A 22238-nucleotide genomic window follows, 5' to 3' on the forward strand; every position below is an offset into this window, starting at 1 on the left:
GACCCAGGAGCGGCGCGGAGCGGGAGGCCCCGGTGAACGCGCCGCCTTCCGTTACGACCACCCTCGACGGCGCGCTGCGCACACCGCACCCGCCGGGGGGCCCGCTGCCGCCCCGTCCGCCGGCCGCCGGCGACGGGAGGCCGCTGGTCCATCAGCTCGTCCTCGCCCTGGTCTGCGGCGCCTACGTCATCGGCTCCCTGTTCGACTGGGGTTCGGGCCGGCTCGCGTTGATCATGGGCGACTTCGGGCTGACCGCCGCGGCGGGCGCCGCCGCGGTCTCCTGTTTCTTCTACGCACGCAGCCCGCGGGTCCGCTTCCGGTCGGCCTGGCTGCTCTTCGCGCTCTCCTCGGCGATGGCGGCCCTGGGCAACGCGGTCTGGGGGTGGTACGAGGTGGTCCTCGGACGACCCGTGCCCAGCCCCAGCTACGCCGACCTGTTCTTCCTGTGCTTCGCGCCGCCCGCCATCGTGGGCCTGCTGGTCCTCGCCAAACGGCCGGTGACACGGGCGGGCTGGATCTGCCTGGCGCTGGACGCCTGGCTGATCGGCGGCTCCCTGCTCACCCTGTCGTGGAGCCTCGCGCTCGCCCAGGCCGCCCGGTTCGACGGGCCGAGCGTCGCGCACACCGCGCTGTCCCTGGCGTATCCGCTGCTCGACATCGCGCTCGTCAGCATGGTGCTCGCGCTCCACTTCCGCCGCACCCCCGGCAACCGCACGGCGGTGAACACCGCGATCGGCGCGCTCGCCCTGACCGTGATGTGCGACGCGCTGTTCACCTCGCCGCTGCTGCACAGCAGCTACCACTCCGGCCAGCTGCTGGACGCGGGCTGGTTCGCCGGTTCCCTGCTGCTCGCCTACGCCCCCTGGGCCGCCCCCCGGCGCCCCGGAGCGCAGGACGGCGAACGGCACGTACCGGACGGGCACACGCGCGTGGTCCACGAGCACGTGCCCGGCCAGCGCAGCACCGGCCACCCCCACCTGCCGGCGCCGGGCGGCGACCACACCCGGTACCCGGCCGGACGGCCGCTCACCGGCTCCCTCGCCGCGCTCACCCCGTACCTCGCCGCCGCCGTGTGCACCCTGGGCATCCTGTACAACGTCCTCAACGGCCGCCGGCCCGACCACGTCGTGCTGATCACCGCGGGCGGCGTCGTGCTGGCGCTCGTCATGCGCCAGGGCATCATGCTGCTGGACAACATCACCCTCACCCAGGAGCTGGCGCAGAAGGAGAACCACTTCCGCTCCCTGGTACAGGGCTCCAGCGACGTCATCATGATCGCCGCGCCCAACGGCATCCTCCGGTACGTCTCCCCGGCCGCCGCCGGGGTCTACGGACGGCCTGCCGAGGAGCTGGTGGGCACCGAACTGGCCGCTCTGATCCACCCGGAGGACCTGGGCTGCGTGGTCCACGAGGTGCGCCGCTTCCTCGCCGCCAGCCCGCCGGAGGAGCCCACCACGCGCATCGAGTGCCGCTTCCGCTCGGGCGAGGGCGGCTGGCTCAACGTCGAGTCGACCGTCAACCGGCATCACGGCGGCCTGATCTTCAACAGCCGGGACGTGACCGAACGCGTGCGGCTGCAGGCCCAGTTGCAGCACAACGCCGAGCACGACCCGCTCACCGACCTGCCCAACCGCGCCCTGTTCACCAAGCGCGTCCAGCAGGCCCTGTCCGGCCGCCGGGCCACCGACCGGGGCGCCGCCCTGCGCGGCACGGCCGTGCTCTTCATCGACCTGGACGGCTTCAAGGCCGTCAACGACACGATCGGGCACCAGGCGGGGGACGAGCTGCTCGTCCAGGCCGCCCGCAGACTCCAGGACGCGGTCCGGCACGGGGACACCGCGTCCCGGCTGGGCGGCGACGAGTTCGCGGCCCTGATCGTCGGGGACGGCACCCGCGACCGTGCCGCCCGGGAACGGAACATCCTGGAGCTCGCCGACCGCCTCAGGGTGACCCTCTCCCAGCCGTACGCGATCGGCGGCAACGATGTCCGTGTCAACGCCTCCATCGGGGTCGCCTTCGCCGAACCCGGCCTCGGCGCGGGCGAGCTGCTGCGCAACGCCGACCTCGCGATGTACCGCGCGAAGTCGACCGGAAAGGGCCGCGTCGAGCTGTACAAGCCGCAGATGCAGCAGGACGTCGTACGCAAGGCGGAGCTGGCCACCCGGCTGCGCGCCGCGCTGCACGACGGCGAGTTCGCGCTGCTGCACCAGCCGGTGGTCTGCCTGGAGAACGGCCGGATCGCATCGGTCTCCGCGCAGGCGCGCTGGCGCTCCTCCCAAGGGGTGCTGTTCAGCCCGGCCGAGTTCCTGCGGGTGGCCGAGGACGGTGACAAGACCGCCGAGCTCGACCGCTGGATCCTCGCGGAGGCCGTGGAGCAGGCGGCCGAGCGGGCCGCCACCGGGAACGTGGTGCCGGTGGCCGTCCGGACGAGCGCCCGGCGGCTGCTGGACCGATCGACGCCGATCGGATCCCTGGAGGCGCTGCTGACCCGGCACGGGCTGCCGCCCGGCGCCCTGGTCATCGAGTTGTCCGACACCGACCCCAGGATTTCGCTGGACGAGCTGGAGCGTCGCCTGGCCGCGCTCAGCCGGCTCGGGGTGCGGATCGCGCTCGACGGCTTCGGCAGCGGCTTCGCGGCGATCACGGCCCTCAGAAGGCTCCCCGTCGACATCCTCAAGCTCGACCGCAGCCTGGTCGACGGTGTCGTGGAGTCCGGGCGGCTGCACAAGATCACCAGCGGGCTGCTGCGCATCGCCGGCGATCTCGGGCTGCAGTCCGTCGCCGAGGGCGTCGACCTGCCGGAGCAGGTGGTCGCGCTGCGCGAGATGGGCTGCACCCATGGACAGGGCATGGCCTTCGCGGGGCCGCTGGACGAGTACCGGCTGCGCCGGGCGCTCGGATCAGGTCATTATCCCGTGCCGCACGCCCCGGCCGAGCCGGCGTTCGCGGGCGGGGGAGCGGGGGTGTACACCGGAGGTGTGTCCGCCGTCTTCGGAGGTGGCAGTGCCCTTCGCTCACATAATGAGACTCCCGTCCCACCCACTTGACACGTGGTGCGCGTCGGGGGGAGGGTCAGTGCCATGCGCACCCGAATTCTCGTACTTGGACAGCGCGTCGGCTGAGCTGGGAACGACCGGAGGACGATCCGGAATCCCCAGCGACCACACCGACGCGCTCCCCTCGCTTGCCCTACGGCACGAGGGGTTTTTTGTTGCACAGGCACCTGTCGTACCGCAGTCGTACATCGTACAAACCTCGCAAAAACCCTCAGCATCGAGAAGAGAATGCCGATGACCGAGCAGGCCACCGGGGCCCATCCGCAGCCGCGGCCCCGATCCGGAGGACAGCAGTCCGCCCCCGTCGAGCACGTCACGGGTGCGCAGTCCCTCATCCGCTCCCTCGAGGAGGTCGGCGCTGAGACGGTATTCGGCATTCCCGGCGGTGCGATCCTGCCGGCGTACGACCCGCTGATGGACTCCACCCGGGTGCGCCACGTCCTGGTCCGCCACGAGCAGGGCGCCGGCCACGCGGCCACCGGCTACGCGCAGGCCACCGGCAAGGTCGGCGTCTGCATGGCGACGAGCGGCCCCGGTGCCACCAACCTGGTCACACCGATCGCCGACGCGCACATGGACTCCGTGCCGCTGGTCGCGATCACCGGCCAGGTCGCCTCGAAGTCGATCGGCACGGACGCCTTCCAGGAGGCCGACATCGTCGGCATCACCATGCCGATCACCAAGCACAACTTCCTCGTCACCAAGGCCGAGGACATCCCGCGGGTCATCGCGCAGGCGTTCCACATCGCCTCCACCGGCCGCCCGGGTCCGGTCCTGGTCGACATCGCCAAGGACGCCCTGCAGGCGAAGACCACCTTCTCCTGGCCGCCCACCATGGACCTGCCCGGCTACCGCCCGGTGACCAAGCCGCACGCCAAGCAGATCCGCGAGGCCGCCAAGCTGATCGCCTCCGCCAAGCGGCCCGTCCTCTACGTCGGCGGCGGCGTCATCAAGGCGCAGGCCACCGCCGAGCTGAAGGTCCTCGCCGAACTCACCGGAGCGCCCGTCACCACCACCCTGATGGCGCTCGGCGCGTTCCCCGACAGCCACCCGCTGCACGTGGGAATGCCGGGCATGCACGGTGCGGTCACCGCCGTCACCGCGCTGCAGAAGGCCGACCTGATCGTCGCCCTCGGAGCCCGCTTCGACGACCGCGTCACCGGCAAGCTGGACAGCTTCGCCCCGTACGCCAAGATCGTCCACGCCGACATCGACCCGGCCGAGATCGGCAAGAACCGCGCCGCCGACGTGCCGATCGTCGGCGACGCCCGCGAGGTCATCGCCGACCTGGTCCAGGCCGTGCAGAAGGAGCACAGCGAGGGCCACAAGGGTGACTACACCGCCTGGTGGAGCGACCTCAACCGCTGGCGCGAGACCTACCCGCTCGGCTACGACCAGCCCGAGGACGGCTCCCTGTCCCCGCAGCAGGTCATCGAGCGCATCGGGCAACTCGCCCCGGAGGGCACGATCTTCGCCGCGGGCGTCGGCCAGCACCAGATGTGGTCCGCGCACTTCATCCAGTACGAGAAGCCCGCCACCTGGCTGAACTCCGGCGGCGCGGGCACGATGGGCTACGCGGTCCCGGCCGCCATGGGCGCCAAGGCCGGACAGCCGGACCGTACGGTCTGGGCGATCGACGGCGACGGCTGCTTCCAGATGACCAATCAGGAACTGACCACCTGCGCCCTGAACAACATCCCGATCAAGGTCGCCATCATCAACAACGGCGCCCTCGGGATGGTCCGCCAGTGGCAGACCCTCTTCTACAACCAGCGCTACTCCAACACCGTGCTGCACTCCGGCCCGGAGGCGAGCGGCAAGGAGCCGAGCGCCGGCACCCGCGTCCCCGACTTCGTGAAGCTGTCGGAGGCCATGGGGTGTCACGCGATCCGCTGCGAGCGCCCCGAGGACCTGGACAAGGCCATCGAAGAGGCGAACTCCATCAACGACCGCCCGGTCGTCATCGACTTCATCGTCCACGAGGACGCGATGGTGTGGCCGATGGTCGCCGCCGGCACCTCCAACGACGAGATCATGGCCGCCCGGGACGTCCGCCCCGACTTCGGCGACAACGAAGACGACTGAGCGAGAGAGACGCAAAAAGACCATGTCCAAGCACACGCTCTCCGTCCTGGTGGAGAACACGCCGGGCATCCTCGCCCGGATCGCCGCCCTGTTCTCCCGCCGCGGCTTCAACATCGACTCGCTCGCGGTCGGCGTCACCGAGCACCCCGACATCTCCCGCATCACGATCGTGGTGAACGTCGAGGACCTGCCGCTGGAGCAGGTCACCAAGCAGCTCAACAAGCTCGTCAACGTGCTGAAGATCGTCGAGCTGGAACCCGGTCAGGCCGTTCAGCGCGAACTCGTTCTGGTGAAGGTGCGCGCCGACAACGAGACCCGTTCCCAGATCGTGGAGATCGTCCAGCTGTTCCGCGCCAAGACCGTCGACGTCTCCCCGGAGGCCGTCACCATCGAGGCCACCGGATCCGGCGACAAGCTGTCCGCCATGCTCAAGATGCTGGAGCCGTTCGGCATCAAGGAGCTGGTCCAGTCCGGCACGATCGCGATCGGCCGCGGCGCCCGTTCGATCACGGACCGCTCGCTGCGCGCCCTCGACCGATCCGCGTAAGGCTGATTACGGGCGGTCGGCGCAGCGCCGGTCGCCCGTATGCCGAGACCCCGAGACTTTCCGTCCCCTCACCGGCATACGGTGGGACGCACAACCTGCACACCAAGGAGAGAACCCAAAGTGGCCGAGCTGTTCTACGACGCTGACGCCGACCTGTCCATCATCCAGGGCCGCAAGGTCGCGGTCATCGGCTACGGCAGCCAGGGCCACGCGCACGCCCTGTCGCTGCGTGACTCCGGTGTCGACGTCCGTGTCGGTCTGCACGAGGGCTCCAAGTCCAAGGCCAAGGCCGAGGAGCAGGGCCTGCGCGTGGTGAGCCCGGCCGAGGCCGCCGCCGAGGCCGACGTCATCATGATCCTCATCCCGGACCCGATCCAGGCCCAGGTCTACGAGGAGTCCATCGCCCCGAACCTGAAGGACGGCGACGCGCTGTTCTTCGCCCACGGCTTCAACATCCGCTTCGGCTTCATCAAGCCCCCGGCCGGCGTCGACGTCGCCCTGGTCGCCCCGAAGGGCCCGGGCCACCTGGTGCGCCGCCAGTACGAGGAGGGCCGCGGCGTTCCGGCGATCGCCGCCGTCGAGCAGGACGCCACGGGCAACGCCTTCCCGCTGGCCCTGTCGTACGCCAAGGCCATCGGCGGCACCCGCGCCGGTGTCATCAAGACGACCTTCACCGAGGAGACCGAGACCGACCTGTTCGGCGAGCAGGCCGTGCTGTGCGGCGGCACCTCCGCCCTGGTCAAGGCCGGCTTCGAGACCCTGGTCGAGGCGGGCTACCAGCCGGAGATCGCCTACTTCGAGTGCCTCCACGAGCTGAAGCTGATCGTCGACCTCATGTACGAGGGCGGCCTGGAGAAGATGCGCTGGTCCGTCTCCGAGACGGCCGAGTGGGGCGACTACGTCACCGGCCCGCGCATCATCACCGACGCCACCAAGGCCGAGATGAAGCAGGTCCTCGCCGAGATCCAGGACGGCACCTTCGCCCAGACCTGGATGGACGAGTACCACGGCGGTCTGAAGAAGTACAACGAGTACAAGCAGCAGGACTCCGAGCACCTGCTGGAGACCACCGGCAAGCAGCTGCGCAAGCTGATGAGCTGGGTGAACGAGGAGGCGTAAGCCCCACGTCAGGGGGTCGGGGCAGACTGCTCCGGCCCCCTTTGGCCACCCCGGACGGCGCCGGGTCAAGGGCGACCCGAAGGCGGTGTCCATCCGTTGTCCACCCCGTCCAGCCCCGGACGGGTGATACTTCCGCAGCGGCGCAAAACGACGACCGCGGCGCTACTAGACTGCTGAACAACATACGCGTCAGGCCCACAGCGTCGTGCGTCTTCCGCGGCAAGCCCCCCTCCACCGCCAGCGGCCGTCGGGACGGCCGTCCGCATTGGACTTGTGAGGACTCACGTGAGCTCGAAACCCGTCGTACTCATCGCTGAAGAGCTGTCGCCCGCGACCGTCGACGCGCTCGGCCCCGACTTCGAGATCCGGCACTGCAACGGCGCCGACCGAGCCGAGCTGCTCCCCGCCATCGCCGACGTCGACGCGATCCTGATCCGTTCCGCCACCAAGGTCGACGCCGAGGCCGTCGCCGCCGCCAAGAAGCTCAAGGTCGTCGCGCGAGCCGGCGTCGGCCTGGACAACGTCGACGTCTCCGCCGCCACGAAGGCCGGCGTGATGGTCGTCAACGCCCCGACCTCCAACATCGTCACGGCCGCCGAGCTGGCCTGCGGTCTGCTCCTCGCCACCGCGCGCAACATTCCGCAGGCCAACGCCGCGCTGAAGAACGGCGAGTGGAAGCGCAGCAAGTACACGGGTGTCGAGCTGGCCGAGAAGACGCTGGGTGTCGTGGGCCTGGGCCGCATCGGTGCCCTCGTCGCGCAGCGCATGTCCGCCTTCGGCATGAAGGTCGTCGCCTACGACCCCTACGTGCAGCCCGCGCGGGCCGCGCAGATGGGCGTCAAGGTGCTGTCCCTGGACGAGCTGCTCGAGGTCTCCGACTTCATCACCGTCCACCTGCCCAAGACCCCCGAGACCCTCGGCCTGATCGGCGACGAGGCGCTGCGCAAGGTCAAGCCGAGCGTGCGCATCGTGAACGCGGCCCGTGGCGGCATCGTCGACGAGGAGGCGCTGTACTCGGCGCTCAAGGAGGGCCGCGTCGCGGGCGCGGGTCTGGACGTGTACGCGAAGGAGCCGTGCACGGACTCCCCGCTGTTCGAGTTCGACCAGGTCGTGGCCACCCCGCACCTCGGCGCCTCGACCGACGAGGCCCAGGAGAAGGCCGGTATCGCCGTCGCCAGGTCGGTGCGCCTCGCGCTCGCCGGTGAGCTGGTGCCGGACGCGGTGAACGTCCAGGGCGGTGTCATCGCCGAGGACGTCAAGCCGGGTCTGCCGCTCGCCGAGCGCCTGGGCCGCATCTTCACCGCACTCGCGGGCGAGGTCGCGGTCCGCCTCGACGTCGAGGTCTACGGCGAGATCACCCAGCACGACGTGAAGGTGCTGGAGCTGTCCGCGCTCAAGGGTGTCTTCGAGGACGTCGTCGACGAGACGGTGTCGTACGTCAACGCGCCGCTGTTCGCGCAGGAGCGTGGCGTCGAGGTGCGGCTGACCACCAGCTCCGAGTCGGCCGACCACCGCAACGTGGTGACCGTGCGCGGCACGCTCGGCAGCGGCGAGGAGGTGTCGGTCTCCGGCACGCTGGCCGGCCCGAAGCACGTGCAGAAGATCGTCGCGGTCGGCGACTACGACGTCGACCTCGCCCTCGCCGACCACATGGTCGTCCTGCGCTACGAGGACCGCCCGGGTGTCGTCGGCACCGTCGGCCGCATCCTCGGCGAGGCGGGCATCAACATCGCCGGCATGCAGGTCGCTCGCGCGGCGGCCGGCGGAGAGGCCCTGGCCGTGCTGACCGTGGACGACACGGTGGGCTCCGCGGTTCTGGCCGAGGTCGCGTCGGAGATCGGGGCGACGTCGGCCCGCTCGGTGAACCTGGTCTGAGCTGCCGTTGCGCAAAGCGCCGGGCGGGCTGAGGAGTTCTCAGCCCGCCCGGCGCTTTTGTGCCGGAGGTGTGGGGCTCAGCCCGCGGCCTCCTCCGATGCTGCGACGGTCTGCGGCGCCGGAGTCTCCCGGACGTGGACCCGGCGCAGAGTGGTCGCCGCCCCGATGGCCGCGAGAGCCAGCAGCACCGCCCCCGCAATCGCCGCGCCGTGCATGCCGGTGGTGAACGCCTCCCGGGCCGCCGTCGCCAGGGCGTCACCCGTGCGCCCCGGCAGCCGGCCGGCGACCGCGAGCGCGCCGCCCAGGGTCTCGTGGGCCTCGGCCGGGGCCGAGGACGGCATCTCGTGGCGGTAGACGGCCGTACCGATGGAGCCGAGGACCGCCATGCCCAGCGCGCCGCCGAACTCCTGGCCGGTCTCCAGCAGGGAGGAGGCGGCGCCCGCCCTCTCCACCGGGGCCGCGCCCATGGCCAGGTCGGTCATCTGCGACATCACCATGACGATGCCGGAGGCCAGGACGCCGCAGGCGGCGAGGACGAGCCAGAGGGAGTCCGTGCCGGCCAGGACCAGCAGGCCGTAGCCCGTCGCGGCGATCGCGAAGCCCGCGGTGACCACGTAGGCGCGGTTGACGCCCTTCTGGACCAGGGCGGTCGCGACCGGGGCCGCCATGCCGATCGGCACCGAGGGCAGCAGCGCCCACAGGGCCGCCTCCATCGCGCTCTTGTCGAGCACCGACTGCAGGTACTGCGTGGTGAAGAACGCCGAACCCATCATCGCGAACGCGGAGACGAGGTTCAGGACCACCGCGGGGGCGAAGCCCCGGCCACGGAACAGGGCCGGCGAGATCATCGGCGAGGCGGCCGTGCGCTGGCGGTGGACGAAGAGGGCCGCGAAGAGCAGGCCGACGGTGACCGAGACGACGTACTGCGGGTGCCAGCCCTCGGACGGGATCTCCTTGAGGCCGTAGATCACGGGCAGCACCGCCGCCATCGACAGCGGCACGCTCACGAAGTCGAAGCGGCCGGGCTCCGGGTTCTTCGACTCGGGGAGCAGGACCGGGCCGAGGACCAGCAGCAGGGCCATGGCGGGCAGGTTGACCAGGAAGACCGAGCCCCACCAGAAGTACTGGACCAGCACACCGCTCAGCACGGAGCCCAGTGCGATGCCGCCGGTCATCACGCCGGACCAGATGCCGATCGCCTTCGCCCGCTGCCCGGGGTCCGTGAACATCGTGCGGACCAGCGCCATCGTCGACGGCATCAGGGTCGCCCCGCCGATACCGAGGACCGCGCGGGCGGCGATCAGGGTCTCGGCGCTGTTCGCGTAGGCCGCCACTAGGGAGGCGGCCCCGAAGGCGGCGGCGCCGATCAGGAGCAGCTTGCGGCGTCCTGTGCGGTCGCCCAGCGAGCCCATCGTCATCAGCAGGCCGGCCAGGACGAAGGCGTAGATGTCGAAGATCCACAGCTGCTGGGTGCCGCTCGGCTCCAGGTCCGCGCTGATCGCCGGGATGGCGAAGTAGAGAACCGAGACGTCCATGGAGACCAGCAGCAGCGGCAGCATCAGCACGCCGAGCGCGGTCCATTCGCGCCGACCGGCGCGCCCGGCGGGGGAGTTGGTGCTCGTCGAGTTCGTCATGCCGATGACTGTACGAGCGTCTTAAACGCTTGTCTAGAACGTTTGTATAAGTCATGTGTCTAGGACGGGTGTATGAATCGGCGGTAGGGTGATCCGCATGGGACACCGTGAGGATCTGCTGGAAGGCGCCAAGCGCTGCCTGCTGGAGAAGGGCTTCGCGCGCACGACCGCGCGGGACATCGTGAAGGAGTCGGGGACCAACCTGGCTTCGATCGGCTATCACTACGGCTCGAAGGACGCGCTGCTCGCGCAGGCCTACGTGGCGCTTGTGGAGAACGTGTCCGAGGCCTTCAACTGGGGCGGCCCCGAGAGCGAGGGCGCGCCCGGTTCGCTGGAGCGCTTCCGCTGGGTGTGGTCGAACATCGTCGACACCATGCGGGAGCCCGGCTCGGTGTGGCGGCTGAGCATGGAGGTCATGACCATCGACCTGCCCGAGGTGCGCGAGCACTTGGCCCGCGCCCAGCGGGAGGGCGGGCGCGGCCTGGTGGCACTGCTGATGGGCGTGCCCGAGGAGGAGGTCTCCGACGAGCAGGCGGACACGCTCGGCCGGTTCTATCTGACACTGATGACCGGGCTCATCGCGCAGTGGACGTTCGACGCGAAGACCGCACCCGACGCAGACGCCCTCACCGAGGGCCTGCGCCAGATCATCGAAGCGGCCGCGAGGAACTGACAGCGCCGCCGGCTCGTCGAACGTGAGGTGCCCGGCGGTCGCGTCCGGCACCTCGCGACTACAGCCGAGCCCCCTTCAGCGCCATGTGCAGCAGCAGCCGGTCCTCGCCGTCGTCCAGGTCCAGGCCCGTCAGCTGTTCCACGCGGGAGAGGCGGTAGTAGAGAGTCTGGCGGTGGATGCCCAGTTCGGCCGCGGCGCGCCCGGCCTGGCCCGCGCGGTCCAGGTAGACCTCGGCCGTGCGGGCCAGTTCCTGGTGGGCGGGGGAGAGGAGGGGGGCGACGGCCCGGTCGTGGGCGGCCTCCGCGGGGAGCGCGGTCAGCAGACGGTACGGGCCGATGCGCCGCCACTCGGCCACGGGCCCGAACCTCGGCTCGGCCAGGGCGGCGCGTGCCGCGGCGGAGGCCTCCTGCCAGACCGTGCCCAGTTCGGCGAGTCCGCTGCGGGGTTCGCCGACACCGGCGGCGGCCCTGGCCGCGCCCGACCGCGTCCCCTCCGCCTCCTTCAGCAGCCGGGAGGCCGCCGTCAGCGCGGGTACCGCCACATCCGTCGAGCGCAGCCGCACCAGGATCGCGAGGCTCTGACCGGCCGTCCCCCACGGCACCGTACACAGGGCCGTGGCGTGCGGGACCGTACGCGGCGACGGGGCCTGCTCCGGGTCGGCGGAGGGCCACGGGGCGATGCAGACCACCGTGTGGGGGGCGTCCGCGCGGGTCCCGAGGGCGTTACGGAGTTCCATCACCGCGGAGTCCCGCTGCCACCCGCTCTCCGCGGTCAGCACGGCCCGCAGCTCCCGGCTCAGACCGGCCCCGGCCTGTGCCTCGTCGGCGAGCAGGGCGCCGATCCGGCCCGTCACCTGCATGGCGGCGGCCAGCTGCGCGTCCGTCGGACCGGGGTCGTAGTCCAGGAGCCAGACGTAGCCGAGGACGACACCCCGATGGCGTACCGGCAGACAGATGCGGCCGCGGTAGACGCCGGCCTCGGGGGTCGGCGGGATCCGTACGGGTCCCGTCGCGCGCGTGATGCCGAAACCCTCGAACCACGCCCGCACCGCCGCCGTGGAGCGCCGGGTCAGGATCGAGCGGGTGCGCACCGGGTCCAGCGCCGAGGGATCCAGGTCGCCCTCACTGTCGTACGCACCGAAGGCGATCAGCTCGAAGTCCCGGTTCTCCAGGGTCGCGGGCGCCCCGAGCAGCTCCGAGATCTCATCCACCAGCTCCTGGTAATCGCCCACGCTTCTAAAGGATGCTGCATCCGCCGCCACTCGGGCATTCTCGCGCATTGCCGCGCCGCCTTCATACATATGTCTGAGATCCAGTGCACGGATGCGTGACAGCTGTCGATGGCCGACGATCGGAGAGATCCTTAGGTTTCACGGTGGTTCTCCGTGCCGTACCCGAAGCGTCGGGTGGCGGCCGTTTTGGTGCTTGTCTGTGGAGGTGCCCCGTGCTGGGTCCCGTGATTCTCGCCGCGTCGCGCAGCGACCGGATGCGACGCCTGATCTCGGCGGCCCCGGTGACCAGGCAGGTCGTCGACCGCTTCATCCCGGGTGAGACCGTCGACGACATCGTCCCGATCATCAAGGACCTGACGGCCAAGGGTCTGGAGCTGACGATGGACGTCGTCGGCGAGGACATCACCACCCCCGAGCAGGCCGGCGCCGCCCGGGACGCCTACCTGGCGCTGATCGACCACCTCAAGGAGCTGGAGCTCGGCGAGCGGGTGGAGATGTCGGTCAAGCTGTCCATGTTCGGCCAGGCGCTGGAGGGCGGCCACGAGCTGGCCCTCGCCAACGTCCGCCCCGTCGTCGTGGCCGCCGCCGCCATCGGTACGACCGTCACGCTGGACGCCGAGGACCACACCACCCTGGACTCGATGTTCGCCATCCACGAGGAGCTGCGGAAGGACTTCCCGCAGACCGGCTGCGTCATCCAGGCCTACCTCTTCCGCACCGAGGCCGACGCCCGCCGCCTCGCCGCGGCCGGCAGCCGCGTCCGCCTCGTGAAGGGCGCCTACAAGGAGCCCGCCGAGGTCGCCTACCAGCAGAAGCACGAGATCGACAAGGCCTACGTGCGCATCCTGAAGACGCTGATGGAGGGCGAGGGCTACCCGATGATCGGGTCCCACGACCCGCGCCTCATCGCCATCGCCCAGGAGCTGGCGCACCAGACCGGGCGCAAACTGGACGAGTACGAGTTCCAGATGCTCTACGGCATCCGCGGCGAGGAGCACCTGCGCCTGGCCGCCGAGGGCCACCGCATGCGCGTCTACACCGCCTACGGCACCGACTGGTACGGCTACTTCATGCGCAGGCTCGCGGAGAAGCCGGCGAACCTGCGCTTCTTCCTCCGGTCGATGGTCAGCAAGGGCTGAGCCCGAACACCCGCTCACGTACAAGGAGTTACGGATCTCATGGACGCTGTGACCCAGGTCCCCACCCCCGTCAACGAGCCGGTGCACGGCTACGCCCCCGGCTCGCCCGAGCGCGCGCGTCTGGAGGCCAAGCTCAAGGAGCTGGCCGAGAACCCGATCGACCTGCCGATGACCATCGGCGGCGAGCGGCGGATGGGCGGCGGCGAGACCATCCAGGTGGTCCAGCCGCACAACCACAAGGCCGTCATCGGCACCCTGCGCAACGCCACCCAGCAGGACGCGCAGGACGCCGTCGACGCGGCCCTGGCCGCCGCGCCGGCCTGGCGTGCGATGTCCTTCGACGACCGTGCGGCGATCATCCTGCGCGCCGCCGAGCTGCTGTCCGGTCCCTGGCGCGAGACCATCGCCGCCTCCACCATGCTGGGCCAGTCCAAGACCGCCCAGCAGGCCGAGATCGACACCCCCTGCGAGCTGGTCGACTTCTGGCGTTTCAACGTCCACTACGCCCGCCAGATCCTCGCCGAGCAGCCCCCGGCGAACTCCCCGGGTGTGTGGAACCGCATGGACCACCGCCCGCTGGAGGGCTTCGTCTACGCGATCACGCCCTTCAACTTCAGCGCCATCGCGGGCAACCTGCCCACCGCGCCCGCGCTGATGGGCAACGTGGTCGTCTGGAAGCCGTCCCCCACCCAGACCCACGCCGCCGTCCTCCTCATGCAGCTGCTGGAGGAGGCCGGTCTGCCCAAGGGCGTCATCAACCTCGTCACCGGTGACGGCATCGAGGTCTCCAAGGTCGCCCTGGTCCACCGTGACCTCGCCGGCATCCACTTCACCGGCTCGACCAAGACCTTCCAGTACCTGTGGAAGACGGTCGGCAACAACATCGAGAAGTACCGCTCCTACCCGCGTCTGGTCGGCGAGACCGGCGGCAAGGACTTCCTGGTCGCCCACCCGAGCGCGGACCGCGCGATCCTGAAGACCGCCCTCACCCGGGGTGCCTTCGAGTACCAGGGCCAGAAGTGCAGCGCGACCTCCCGCGCCTACATCCCGGCCTCCATCTGGAACTCCGGCTTCAAGGAGGAGTTCGCGGCCGAGGTCGACTACCTGACCATGGGTGACGTCACCGACCTGTCGAACTTCATCGGCGCCGTGATCGACGACCGTGCCTTCGCCAAGAACAAGGCCGCGATCGACCGCGCCAAGGAGGACCCGACCTGCACGATCGTCGCGGGCGGCACCTACGACGACTCGGTCGGCTACTTCGTCCGCCCGACCGTCATCGAGTCCACCGACCCGGAGAACGAGATCTTCCGCACCGAGTACTTCGGTCCGGTCCTCGGCATCCACGTCTACGAGGACGACAAGTACGACGAGATGCTGGAGCAGATGGAGTCGGTCTCCGACTACGCCCTGACCGGTTCGGTCATCTCCAACGACCGCGCCGCTGCGGCGTACACGATGGAGAAGCTGCGCTACGCGGCCGGCAACTTCTACATCAACGACAAGTCGACCGGTGCCGTCGTCGGCCAGCAGCCCTTCGGCGGCGGCCGTGCCTCCGGCACCAACGACAAGGCCGGCGCCCCGCAGAACCTGATGCGCTGGACCCTGACCCGCGCCATCAAGGAGACGCTGGTCCCGCCGACCGACTACACGTACCCGCACATGGGCTGACCCTCAGCCCCCCCGAACGACGGGCCGGGAAGCCTGACATCCGAGCAGGCTTCCCGGCCCGTTCTCCAACACGCTTGCCAGTGGCCGGAGCCACCGTCATTCGTGGAGCTAAGCCGCCTTGGGCCGTGCCGCACGTATGCCCGAGGCGGGCTCCTGTGCGTCCTCGAGCGGCAGGGTCTCGTCTTCCCCGAAGTCAGGGGCCTGGAAGGGGTTGGTCGTCGGAGGCGGCGATGCTGCGGTGGAGCAGCGGGGTTGCCCTTCCAGGGCGGAAAACAGCGACGTCAGATCGATGAGGGGACTCTCTTTCGTTACAGGCCCCTGAAGGGGCCTGGTGTGCCGTGACCGGGCACAGCGGTCCTACAGCTTGGTCATCTTGGCGTACGGGCTCAAGATCCGCATTTGCGCCGAGCCGAAATCCACGAGCGCCGCGATCCCGTCCTCGATGCCGATTACTCGGCCGAGGCCGTACATGTCGTGTGTGACCTGGTCGCCCACGGCGAAGTGCTTGGGAGCCGGTGTGACCGGGGCTTTGAAGGGGCTGGTAGGCAGATGACGCTTCGGCGCAGCAGGCTTTCTCATGGTTCAGTATGCGCCTACGTGTGTCCCGTTTGCTGTGGCCGTCGGCACAGATCAGGAAGGGAACAACTGGATCACGCCGCTGACCTGGGGTTTCGAGATCTGGTCAGGCGAAACTGGACCGTTGACGACAGTCAGCCACGATGGCGGGGGTCGAGCGACGACGACATGCCTCCCCTTCCACCCCGGGGATCAACTCCGAGTCCAACACGGCGCTCAACGACCCGAAGGGCTTCCGGGAGGCGCTCAGGCAGTGGTGGCAGTGGGCAGATGCCGGTCGAGAAAGTCCCGCATGAGCGCGGCGATCTGGTCCGCGTGCGTCTCCAGGGCGAAGTGCCCGGCGGGGAGGAGGTGCACCTCGGCCCTCGGCAGGTCCCGCTGGAAGGCGAGCGCGCCGGCGGGCACGAAGATCTCGTCGTGCGCGCCCCAGACCGCGAGCAGCGGCACCTGGCTGCTGCGGAAGTACTCGTGGAAGGCCGGATAGAGGGCGAAGTTGGAACCGTAGTCGGAGATCAGGTCGAGCTGGATCTCCGGCTGGCCGGGCCGGGCCATCAGCGCCGCGTCGTGCTCGTACGCGTCGGGGCTGACCGATGACGGGTCCGGAACCCCGTGCAGGTACTGCCACTTGATCCCGTCCGGGCTGCTGATCTCCCGGACCGGCCCCTCGGTCTCGGACGTCCGCTCCGCGATCAGCGCGAGCACCGGCGCCCAGGCCTGCTCGCCCAGCCCCTCCTCGTATGCGTTGCCGTTCTGCGTGACGATCGCCGTCACCCGGTCGGGGTGGGCGAGGGCCAGGCGCAGGCCGATCGGGGCGCCGTAGTCCTGGATGTACAGGGCGAACTCCTTCAGCCCCAGCTGCTCGGTGAACTCGCCGGTGATCGCGGCCAGCTCGTCGAAGCGGTACGTGAACTCCGTGGCCGTCGGTGTCGCCGACCGGCCGAAGCCGATGTGGTCGGGGGCGATCACCCGGTAGCCGTCGGCGAGCAGCGGGATCAGCTCGCGGAACATGTGCGAGCTGCTCGGGAAGCCGTGCAGAAGCAGCAGGACCGGGGCGTCTTCGCGGCCGGCCTCGCGGTAGTACACGTCGAGGCCGCGGACGGTGACCGTGCGGTGGTGAACCTGGTGAATCGACATGACAGCAGTGCACCACGCCTACCTCTAACCAGTCAAGAGAGTTTTAACGGTTAGGTGTGATGCTTGGCCCATGACCCTTCGCCTGCGCACCGCCCACACGGCCGACCTCGACCCCGCCGACCTCCGCGCCGCCCGCGCCCTTCTGGACGAGGCCTTCGACGGAGGCTTCGCCGACCAGGACTGGGACCACGGCCTCGGCGGCATGCACGCCCTCGTCCACGACAGTGCCGGTCTCGCCGCGCACGGCTCCGTCGTGATGCGGCGGATACGGCACCAGGAGCGCTGGCTGCGCACCGGATACGTGGAGGCCGTCGCCGTACGGGCCGACGTACGCCGGACCGGGCTCGGCGGGCGGGTGATGGCGGAGCTGGAACGGATCGTCGACCGGGCCTACGACCTCGGCGCGCTCTGTGCGAGCGAGGACGGTGCCCCGCTGTACACGTCCCGCGGCTGGCAGCGGTGGAGCGGGTACGTGTGCGCCCTCTCCCCGGACGGAATCGTCCGTCTCCCGGAGGAGGAAGGGGGTGTCCACATCAGGCCCGCGCTCGCCGGACCCCTGGACCCGGCCCACGCACTCGTCCTCGACTGGCGTGACGGGGACGTTGCCTGACGGGGCATCAGGCCGGCGAGCCTCCGCTGGGGTGTGGGGTGGGCGGGCTGCGGAAGTCGGCGGATCCGTTCGTGGTGCCTGGTCCTGCCGGGGTGGCGATGGGCGTGGTGGCGGTCGACATGAACGACGTCGGCGTCGTCCACCTGGCCGCCCGGCGCTCAGACGTGCACGGCAGTCCCAGCCAGTGGCGTGCCCGGATCCGGCCGCGGCCTCCGCCGTTCGGGCGCTCGTCCGGGAGCTGCGTTCACTCCCTTCGTGTACGGCAAAAGTGCAGGTCACGACGGTGTGACCCAGTCCACTGTCTCAGATAGTAGGAAGTCCGAGTAATTGTGCAGACAGGCGCGGCCCGCTCCCTTAGTTTTGTAGGAGCCGAACGTCTCGCTCGATCAAGCGAATGGCGGTCGTGAGCCGGGCCCCGAGCAGGCAACCCCTGCGGCACCGCTCCCCGCCCCTCCGGCGTCTCGCAACCCCCCTTGCCGCACTCCGGTTTGCCGAAGGAGTCGATTTCCATGGCCGAGACGACCGTCCGCCGCCGAGTCCGCCACGTGTCCCGCACGAGCGAGTCCGACCGCAGGAACGCCGCCGCCGCCCTCCAGCGCGCCCTCGACCGCCGCGACAACGGCGGCGAGACCGGCCACTGAGCCGTCGGCAGGCCGCCGGTGGGCAGCCACTGATCCGGGAGCCGCACCCGAGGTGGTGCGGCGCGGCCTCACCTGCCGCGCCGCACCTCGGATGTCATCCGCCGCGCCGCACCTCGAAGTGGTCGATCCGCCGTCCGTCCTCGGCCAGCGCCGACACCGTGAGCCGCGGTGACGGACCCGGCCGCGACTCCACCGCGAGCAGCGAGAAGCCGGTGTAGCGCACCCGCGACCACTGGGCCGTCTCCGTCGCGCGCTCCTTGCCCTTGGCCCAGTGGAAGGTCTCCACGGCGTCGTGCCGGGTGACATGACCCTCGTAGCTGTCCCTGACGCCCGAGGGGAAGGAGTACAGGTCCCGGCCGCCGCCGCCCGCGGTGACGTACACGATCCCGTCCCGCGTCGGATCCGTCGACGCGCCGATCGGGACGGGCCTGCCGACCTCGCCGCCCTTGATCGCGTCCGTCCGCTCGTACACGTGGTTGTGCCCGTTGATCACCAGGTCCACCTGGTGCTTCGCGAACAGCGGCAGCCACTCCTCGCGGACACCGCCGTCGGAGGCGTGCTGGGAGGTCGAGTACGCGCAGTGGTGGAAGAAGACGACCAGGAAGTCCACGCCCTTCGTCGCGCGCAGCCCGCCCAGCGTCGCGTCCAGCCACCTGGTCTGCCGGCCGCCGCTCTGCCCGAGGTTGACCGGGATCTCGTACGACACGTCGTTGGCGTCCAGCGCCACGAATCCGGCGTTGCCGTAGGTGAACGCGTAGGCGCCCGGTGTCCCGTGCGGGTCGAAGCCGCTGTCCGGCAGGGAGAAGCGGGCCAGCTGTCCGCCGTAGCCGTCCGGCGAGTACCAGGCCTCCATGTCGTGGTTGCCGGTGGTCACCATCCACGGCACCGACTTGGCGACCGGGTCGTTCTGCTTCAGGAACTCGTCCCAGAACGTGGGGTCGTAGCCGTCCGAGGTCTGCCCGGCGCCGTTGACGTCCGCGTAGCAGATGTCGCCCGCGTGCAGGTGCAAGGCGGGGTTCTGGCGCTTCACGAGGTGGTCGTTGGCGTTCGCGGCCTGTCCCACACCCTGGTCGCCGAAGGCCGTGAAGACGAAGCGCTCCGGGGTCGCCGGTGCCGTGCGGAAGGAGGCGAGGCCGGCGCGGTGGGCGGGAGCGGCCGGGTCCCAGCCGTCGTGGCCGACGCCGTAGTAGTACGTCGTGCCGGGCCTCAGGCCGTCCAGGGCCGCGTGCACGTAGTACTGCTCGACCGCCGGCCGCACCCCCTGCACCCCGGGCGTGTGCAGGTTGCGCACCTCGGCCTCGATCCGGCGGCCGAGGTCGTCGGGGCGCAGTCCGACGCGCACGTACGGCCGCCGCACCGCGAACGGCACCTGCCAGGAGACCCGCATCCGGGTCTTCGGGTCGGCGCCGAAGGCCAGATGACGGCCGAAGGGGCGGACCACCGAGCCGGACACCCGCGAGGCGGCCGGGGCCGGGTGTGCCGCCGCGCCGGAGCCGGAGGAGCAGCCGGTCAGCAGGCCGCCCGCGACCGCGCCCGCCGTCACCAGGGTGCGGCGGCGGACCAGGCGGGTTCGCAGGTACTCGTACTGCTCGGCCATGCTCATCCGCTCCGCGAGCGGGCGCGGGATGCCGAAGTCGGGGGTCTCCATGGGGGGAAGATTCCACCGGGGTCCAACACCCGTGCCACATACGGGTGAACGGCAGCCGACAGGGGGACACCCGCAACCCGTACGGGTGTCCGTATGGCGGACAGGGCATGTCATCACCTGGGACGAGGAGTAGGGTGCCGACATGTCTCGCAGCATCAATCTCGCAGTGATCCCCGGTGACGGCATCGGCCAGGAGGTCGTGGCCGAGGGTCTCAAGGTCCTCTCCGCCGTCCTGCCGCAGGATGTGAAGCTGGAGACCAAGGAGTACGACTTCGGCGCCAAGCGCTACCACGCCACCGGTGAGACCCTCACCGACGCCGACCTCGCCGCCCTCAAGCAGCACGACGCCATCCTGCTCGGCGCGATCGGCGACCCGAGCGTCCCCTCCGGCGTCCTGGAGCGCGGCTTCCTGCTCAAGCTCCGCTTCGCCTTCGACCACCACGTCAACCTGCGGCCGTCGAAGCTGCTCCCCGGTGTCGCGACCCCGCTGGCCGGCCAGCCCGAGATCGACTTCGTCGTCGTCCGCGAGGGCACCGAGGGTCCCTACACGGGCAACGGCGGCACCATCCGCAAGGGCACCGAGCACGAGGTGGCCACCGAGGTCTCCGTCAACACGGCCTTCGGTGTCGAGCGCGTGGTCCGCGACGCCTTCGCCCGCGCCCAGGCCCGCCCGCGCAAGAAGCTCACGCTGGTCCACAAGAACAACGTGCTCACCTTCGCCGGGCACCTGTGGACGAACATCTTCAACAAGGTCGCCGCGGAGTTCCCCGAGGTCGAGACCGACTACATCCACGTCGACGCGGCGACCATCTACCTGGTCACCCAGCCCGAGCGGTTCGACGTGATCGTCACCGACAACCTGTTCGGCGACATCATCACCGACCTCGCCGCGGCCGTCTCCGGCGGCATCGGCGTGGCCGCCTCCGGCAACATCAACCCGAGCCGCGAGTTCCCGTCCATGTTCGAGCCGGTCCACGGCTCCGCCCCGGACATCGCCGGCCAGGGCAAGGCCGACCCCACCGCCACGGTCCTGTCCGTCGCCCTGCTGCTGCGCCACCTCGGCTACGACGCCGAGGCCGACCGCATCGACACGGCGGTCGCCGCCGACCTCACGGAACGCGTCGGCAAGCCCGCCCGCAGTACGTCGGAGATCGGCGACGCGCTCGCCGTACGAGTAGCCGGCTGACCCGCCGCGCTACGCACGAGCCGCCGGGTCGCAATCGCACCCGGCGGCTTTTCCTATGCGGTCGCCGGGTGCCACCATCAACCCTGGGCCGCATTCACCCCGATTCCTTCCGTCCGCAGCCCCGCGCGATAATCGAACGCGGAGCCGCGGAATGAGGGAAAGCTCGGACGTCCTAGCACCGGCTGGAGAGCCGATGCGGGAGTGAGCGCGGCCCGACACTACAACCGGTGAAGGACACCCACTCATGACGACGCCCACGATCGAGCTCAAGCCCTCCGCCCATCCGCTCGCCGCCGCGGAGCGCGAGGCGATCCTGGCCAGCCCCGGATTCGGCCGCCACTTCACCGACCACATGGTGACGATCAAGTGGACCGAGGGCCGCGGCTGGCACGACGGCCAGCTCGTTCCGTACGCGCCGATCCCCCTCGACCCGGCCACCAACGTCCTGCACTACGCCCAGGAGATCTTCGAGGGCCTGAAGGCCTACCGCCAGCCCGACGGCTCGGTCGCCACCTTCCGCCCCGACCAGAACGCCAAGCGCTTCCAGCGCTCCGCCAAGCGCCTGGCCATGCCCGAGCTGCCGGTCGAGACGTTCGTCGAGGCCTGTGACGCCCTGGTCCAGCAGGACAAGGACTGGGTGCCCGCGCACGGCGGCGAGGAGTCCCTCTACCTGCGCCCGTTCATGATCGCCACCGAGGTCGGTCTCGGCGTCAAGCCCGCCAACGAGTACCTGTTCATCGTCATCGCCTCCCCGGCCGGCGCGTACTTCCCGGGCGGCGTGAAGCCGGTCTCCATCTGGGCGTCCGAGGACCGCGTCCGCGCCGTCCCCGGCGGCATGGGCGACGCGAAGACGGGCGGCAACTACGCGGCCTCCCTGCTCGCCCAGGCCGAGGCCGCCGCCCAGGGCTGCGACCAGGTCTGCTACCTCGACGCGGTCGAGCACAAGTGGGTCGAGGAGCTCGGCGGCATGAACCTGTACTTCGTGTACGGAGACAAGATCGTCACGCCGACCCTCACCGGCTCCATCCTGGAGGGCGTCACCCGTGACTCCCTGCTGGCCGTCGCCCGCGACCTCGGCTACGAGTCCGAGGAGGGCCGCGTCTCCATCGACCAGTGGCAGACAGACTCCGAGAACGGCACCCTCACCGAGGTCTTCGCCTGCGGCACCGCGGCCGTGATCACCCCCGTCGGCACGGTCAAGCGCGCGAAGGCCGAGTGGAAGCAGTCGGACGGAGAGCCCGGCGAGGTCACCCTGCGCCTGCGCCAGGCCCTCCTCGACATCCAGCGCGGCAAGGCCGAGGACAAGCACGGCTGGATGCACCGTATCGGCTGATGGCTCGGCGGGAACCGACGCGATCGGCCGTCGTTCGTCTGCTGCGCCGTTGTGGCTGGTCGCGCAGTTCCCCGCGCCCC

At 70.3% G+C, this 22238-nt stretch carries 17 protein-coding genes; 12 read left to right on the top strand and 5 right to left on the bottom strand.

From position 1 onward, the window contains the following. Positions 1–32: 32 nt before the first annotated feature. The 5 genes from ACWC5O_RS26895 (at position 33) to serA (ending at position 8682) form a co-directional block, all read left to right on the top strand. The gene (locus tag ACWC5O_RS26895; protein ID WP_450590442.1) at positions 33–3047 is read left to right on the top strand and encodes a putative bifunctional diguanylate cyclase/phosphodiesterase; all 3015 of its coding nucleotides are present in this window, start codon (positions 33–35) and stop codon (positions 3045–3047) included. 243 nt (positions 3048–3290) lie between these two features. After that, complete coding sequence (locus ACWC5O_RS26900; RefSeq protein ID WP_450590441.1) at positions 3291–5141, top strand: acetolactate synthase large subunit; 1851 nt, start codon at positions 3291–3293, stop codon at positions 5139–5141. 22 nt (positions 5142–5163) lie between these two features. Continuing rightward, the gene (gene ilvN / locus ACWC5O_RS26905) at positions 5164–5688 is read left to right on the top strand and encodes an acetolactate synthase small subunit (RefSeq protein WP_413954764.1); all 525 of its coding nucleotides are present in this window, start codon (positions 5164–5166) and stop codon (positions 5686–5688) included. Positions 5689–5808: 120 nt separating this feature from the next. Then, complete coding sequence (gene ilvC, locus ACWC5O_RS26910) at positions 5809–6807, top strand: ketol-acid reductoisomerase (RefSeq protein ID WP_393480571.1); 999 nt, start codon at positions 5809–5811, stop codon at positions 6805–6807. Between the two features lie 285 nt (positions 6808–7092). Beyond that, positions 7093–8682, top strand: a complete 1590-nt coding sequence (gene serA / locus ACWC5O_RS26915) for a phosphoglycerate dehydrogenase (protein WP_450590440.1) — start codon at positions 7093–7095, stop codon at positions 8680–8682. Positions 8683–8759: 77 nt separating this feature from the next. On the opposite strand, the gene ACWC5O_RS26920 is transcribed toward serA, so the two are convergent. After that, complete coding sequence (locus ACWC5O_RS26920; protein WP_450590439.1) at positions 8760–10316, bottom strand: MFS transporter; 1557 nt, start codon at positions 10314–10316, stop codon at positions 8760–8762. Between the two features lie 97 nt (positions 10317–10413). On the opposite strand from ACWC5O_RS26920, the gene ACWC5O_RS26925 reads away from it, so the two are divergent. Beyond that, on the top strand, positions 10414–10989 hold the full coding sequence (locus ACWC5O_RS26925) for a TetR/AcrR family transcriptional regulator (RefSeq protein ID WP_450590438.1): 576 nt from the start codon (positions 10414–10416) through the stop codon (positions 10987–10989). 58 nt (positions 10990–11047) lie between these two features. Here ACWC5O_RS26925 and ACWC5O_RS26930 read toward each other — a convergent pair whose 3' ends face one another. Next, on the bottom strand, positions 11048–12268 hold the full coding sequence (locus tag ACWC5O_RS26930; protein WP_450590437.1) for a PucR family transcriptional regulator: 1221 nt from the start codon (positions 12266–12268) through the stop codon (positions 11048–11050). 164 nt (positions 12269–12432) lie between these two features. Here ACWC5O_RS26930 and ACWC5O_RS26935 point away from each other — a divergent pair, with 164 nt between their 5' ends. Continuing rightward, a complete protein-coding gene (locus ACWC5O_RS26935; RefSeq protein ID WP_450590436.1) occupies positions 12433–13359 on the top strand; it encodes a proline dehydrogenase family protein in 927 nt (308 codons plus the stop codon). 39 nt (positions 13360–13398) lie between these two features. Continuing rightward, complete coding sequence (gene pruA, locus ACWC5O_RS26940; RefSeq protein ID WP_450590435.1) at positions 13399–15030, top strand: L-glutamate gamma-semialdehyde dehydrogenase; 1632 nt, start codon at positions 13399–13401, stop codon at positions 15028–15030. Between the two features lie 357 nt (positions 15031–15387). Here pruA and ACWC5O_RS26945 read toward each other — a convergent pair whose 3' ends face one another. Together ACWC5O_RS26945 and ACWC5O_RS26950 are read right to left on the bottom strand one after the other, a co-directional pair. Continuing rightward, positions 15388–15609, bottom strand: coding sequence for a hypothetical protein (locus tag ACWC5O_RS26945; RefSeq protein ID WP_450590434.1), 222 nt, complete (start codon positions 15607–15609; stop codon positions 15388–15390). Between the two features lie 243 nt (positions 15610–15852). Continuing rightward, on the bottom strand, positions 15853–16740 hold the full coding sequence (locus ACWC5O_RS26950) for an alpha/beta fold hydrolase (protein WP_450590433.1): 888 nt from the start codon (positions 16738–16740) through the stop codon (positions 15853–15855). 70 nt (positions 16741–16810) lie between these two features. Here ACWC5O_RS26950 and ACWC5O_RS26955 point away from each other — a divergent pair, with 70 nt between their 5' ends. Continuing rightward, positions 16811–17350, top strand: coding sequence for a GNAT family N-acetyltransferase (locus tag ACWC5O_RS26955; protein WP_450590432.1), 540 nt, complete (start codon positions 16811–16813; stop codon positions 17348–17350). Between the two features lie 509 nt (positions 17351–17859). Next, positions 17860–17991 carry a hypothetical protein gene (locus tag ACWC5O_RS26960; protein WP_103811235.1) on the top strand — a complete coding sequence of 44 codons (132 nt, stop codon included), beginning with the start codon at positions 17860–17862 and terminating at the stop codon, positions 17989–17991. A 94-nt stretch (positions 17992–18085) separates the two neighbouring features. Here ACWC5O_RS26960 and ACWC5O_RS26965 read toward each other — a convergent pair whose 3' ends face one another. Continuing rightward, positions 18086–19639 (bottom strand): purple acid phosphatase family protein, encoded by a 1554-nt coding sequence (locus ACWC5O_RS26965; protein ID WP_450590431.1) that lies wholly within the window; start codon positions 19637–19639, stop codon positions 18086–18088. Positions 19640–19781: 142 nt separating this feature from the next. Between ACWC5O_RS26965 and ACWC5O_RS26970 the strand changes: the two genes are divergently transcribed. Continuing rightward, positions 19782–20825: a 3-isopropylmalate dehydrogenase gene (locus ACWC5O_RS26970; protein WP_386576562.1), complete on the top strand. Its 1044-nt coding sequence runs from the start codon at positions 19782–19784 to the stop codon at positions 20823–20825. A gap of 244 nt (positions 20826–21069) precedes the next feature. Further along, positions 21070–22158: a branched-chain amino acid aminotransferase gene (locus ACWC5O_RS26975; RefSeq protein WP_450590430.1), complete on the top strand. Its 1089-nt coding sequence runs from the start codon at positions 21070–21072 to the stop codon at positions 22156–22158. Positions 22159–22238: the final 80 nt, after the last annotated feature.

It is taken from the genome of Streptomyces sp. NPDC001450, from assembly GCF_053597295.1.

Excerpts from the sequence above, each read along its gene's own strand:
- ACWC5O_RS26900 (WP_450590441.1), top strand. The coding sequence starts at position 3,291 with ATGACCGAGCAGGCCACCGGGGCCCATCCGCAGCCGCGGCCCCGATCC.
- ilvN (WP_413954764.1), top strand. The coding sequence starts at position 5,164 with ATGTCCAAGCACACGCTCTCCGTCCTGGTGGAGAACACGCCGGGCATC.
- ACWC5O_RS26920 (WP_450590439.1), bottom strand. The coding sequence starts at position 10,316 with ATGACGAACTCGACGAGCACCAACTCCCCCGCCGGGCGCGCCGGTCGG.
- ACWC5O_RS26925 (WP_450590438.1), top strand. The coding sequence starts at position 10,414 with ATGGGACACCGTGAGGATCTGCTGGAAGGCGCCAAGCGCTGCCTGCTG.
- ACWC5O_RS26930 (WP_450590437.1), bottom strand. The coding sequence starts at position 12,268 with ATGCGCGAGAATGCCCGAGTGGCGGCGGATGCAGCATCCTTTAGAAGC.
- pruA (WP_450590435.1), top strand. The coding sequence starts at position 13,399 with ATGGACGCTGTGACCCAGGTCCCCACCCCCGTCAACGAGCCGGTGCAC.
- ACWC5O_RS26945 (WP_450590434.1), bottom strand. The coding sequence starts at position 15,609 with ATGAGAAAGCCTGCTGCGCCGAAGCGTCATCTGCCTACCAGCCCCTTC.
- ACWC5O_RS26950 (WP_450590433.1), bottom strand. The coding sequence starts at position 16,740 with ATGTCGATTCACCAGGTTCACCACCGCACGGTCACCGTCCGCGGCCTC.
- ACWC5O_RS26955 (WP_450590432.1), top strand. The coding sequence starts at position 16,811 with ATGACCCTTCGCCTGCGCACCGCCCACACGGCCGACCTCGACCCCGCC.
- ACWC5O_RS26960 (WP_103811235.1), top strand. The coding sequence starts at position 17,860 with ATGGCCGAGACGACCGTCCGCCGCCGAGTCCGCCACGTGTCCCGCACG.
- ACWC5O_RS26965 (WP_450590431.1), bottom strand. The coding sequence starts at position 19,639 with ATGGAGACCCCCGACTTCGGCATCCCGCGCCCGCTCGCGGAGCGGATG.
- ACWC5O_RS26970 (WP_386576562.1), top strand. The coding sequence starts at position 19,782 with ATGTCTCGCAGCATCAATCTCGCAGTGATCCCCGGTGACGGCATCGGC.
- ACWC5O_RS26975 (WP_450590430.1), top strand. The coding sequence starts at position 21,070 with ATGACGACGCCCACGATCGAGCTCAAGCCCTCCGCCCATCCGCTCGCC.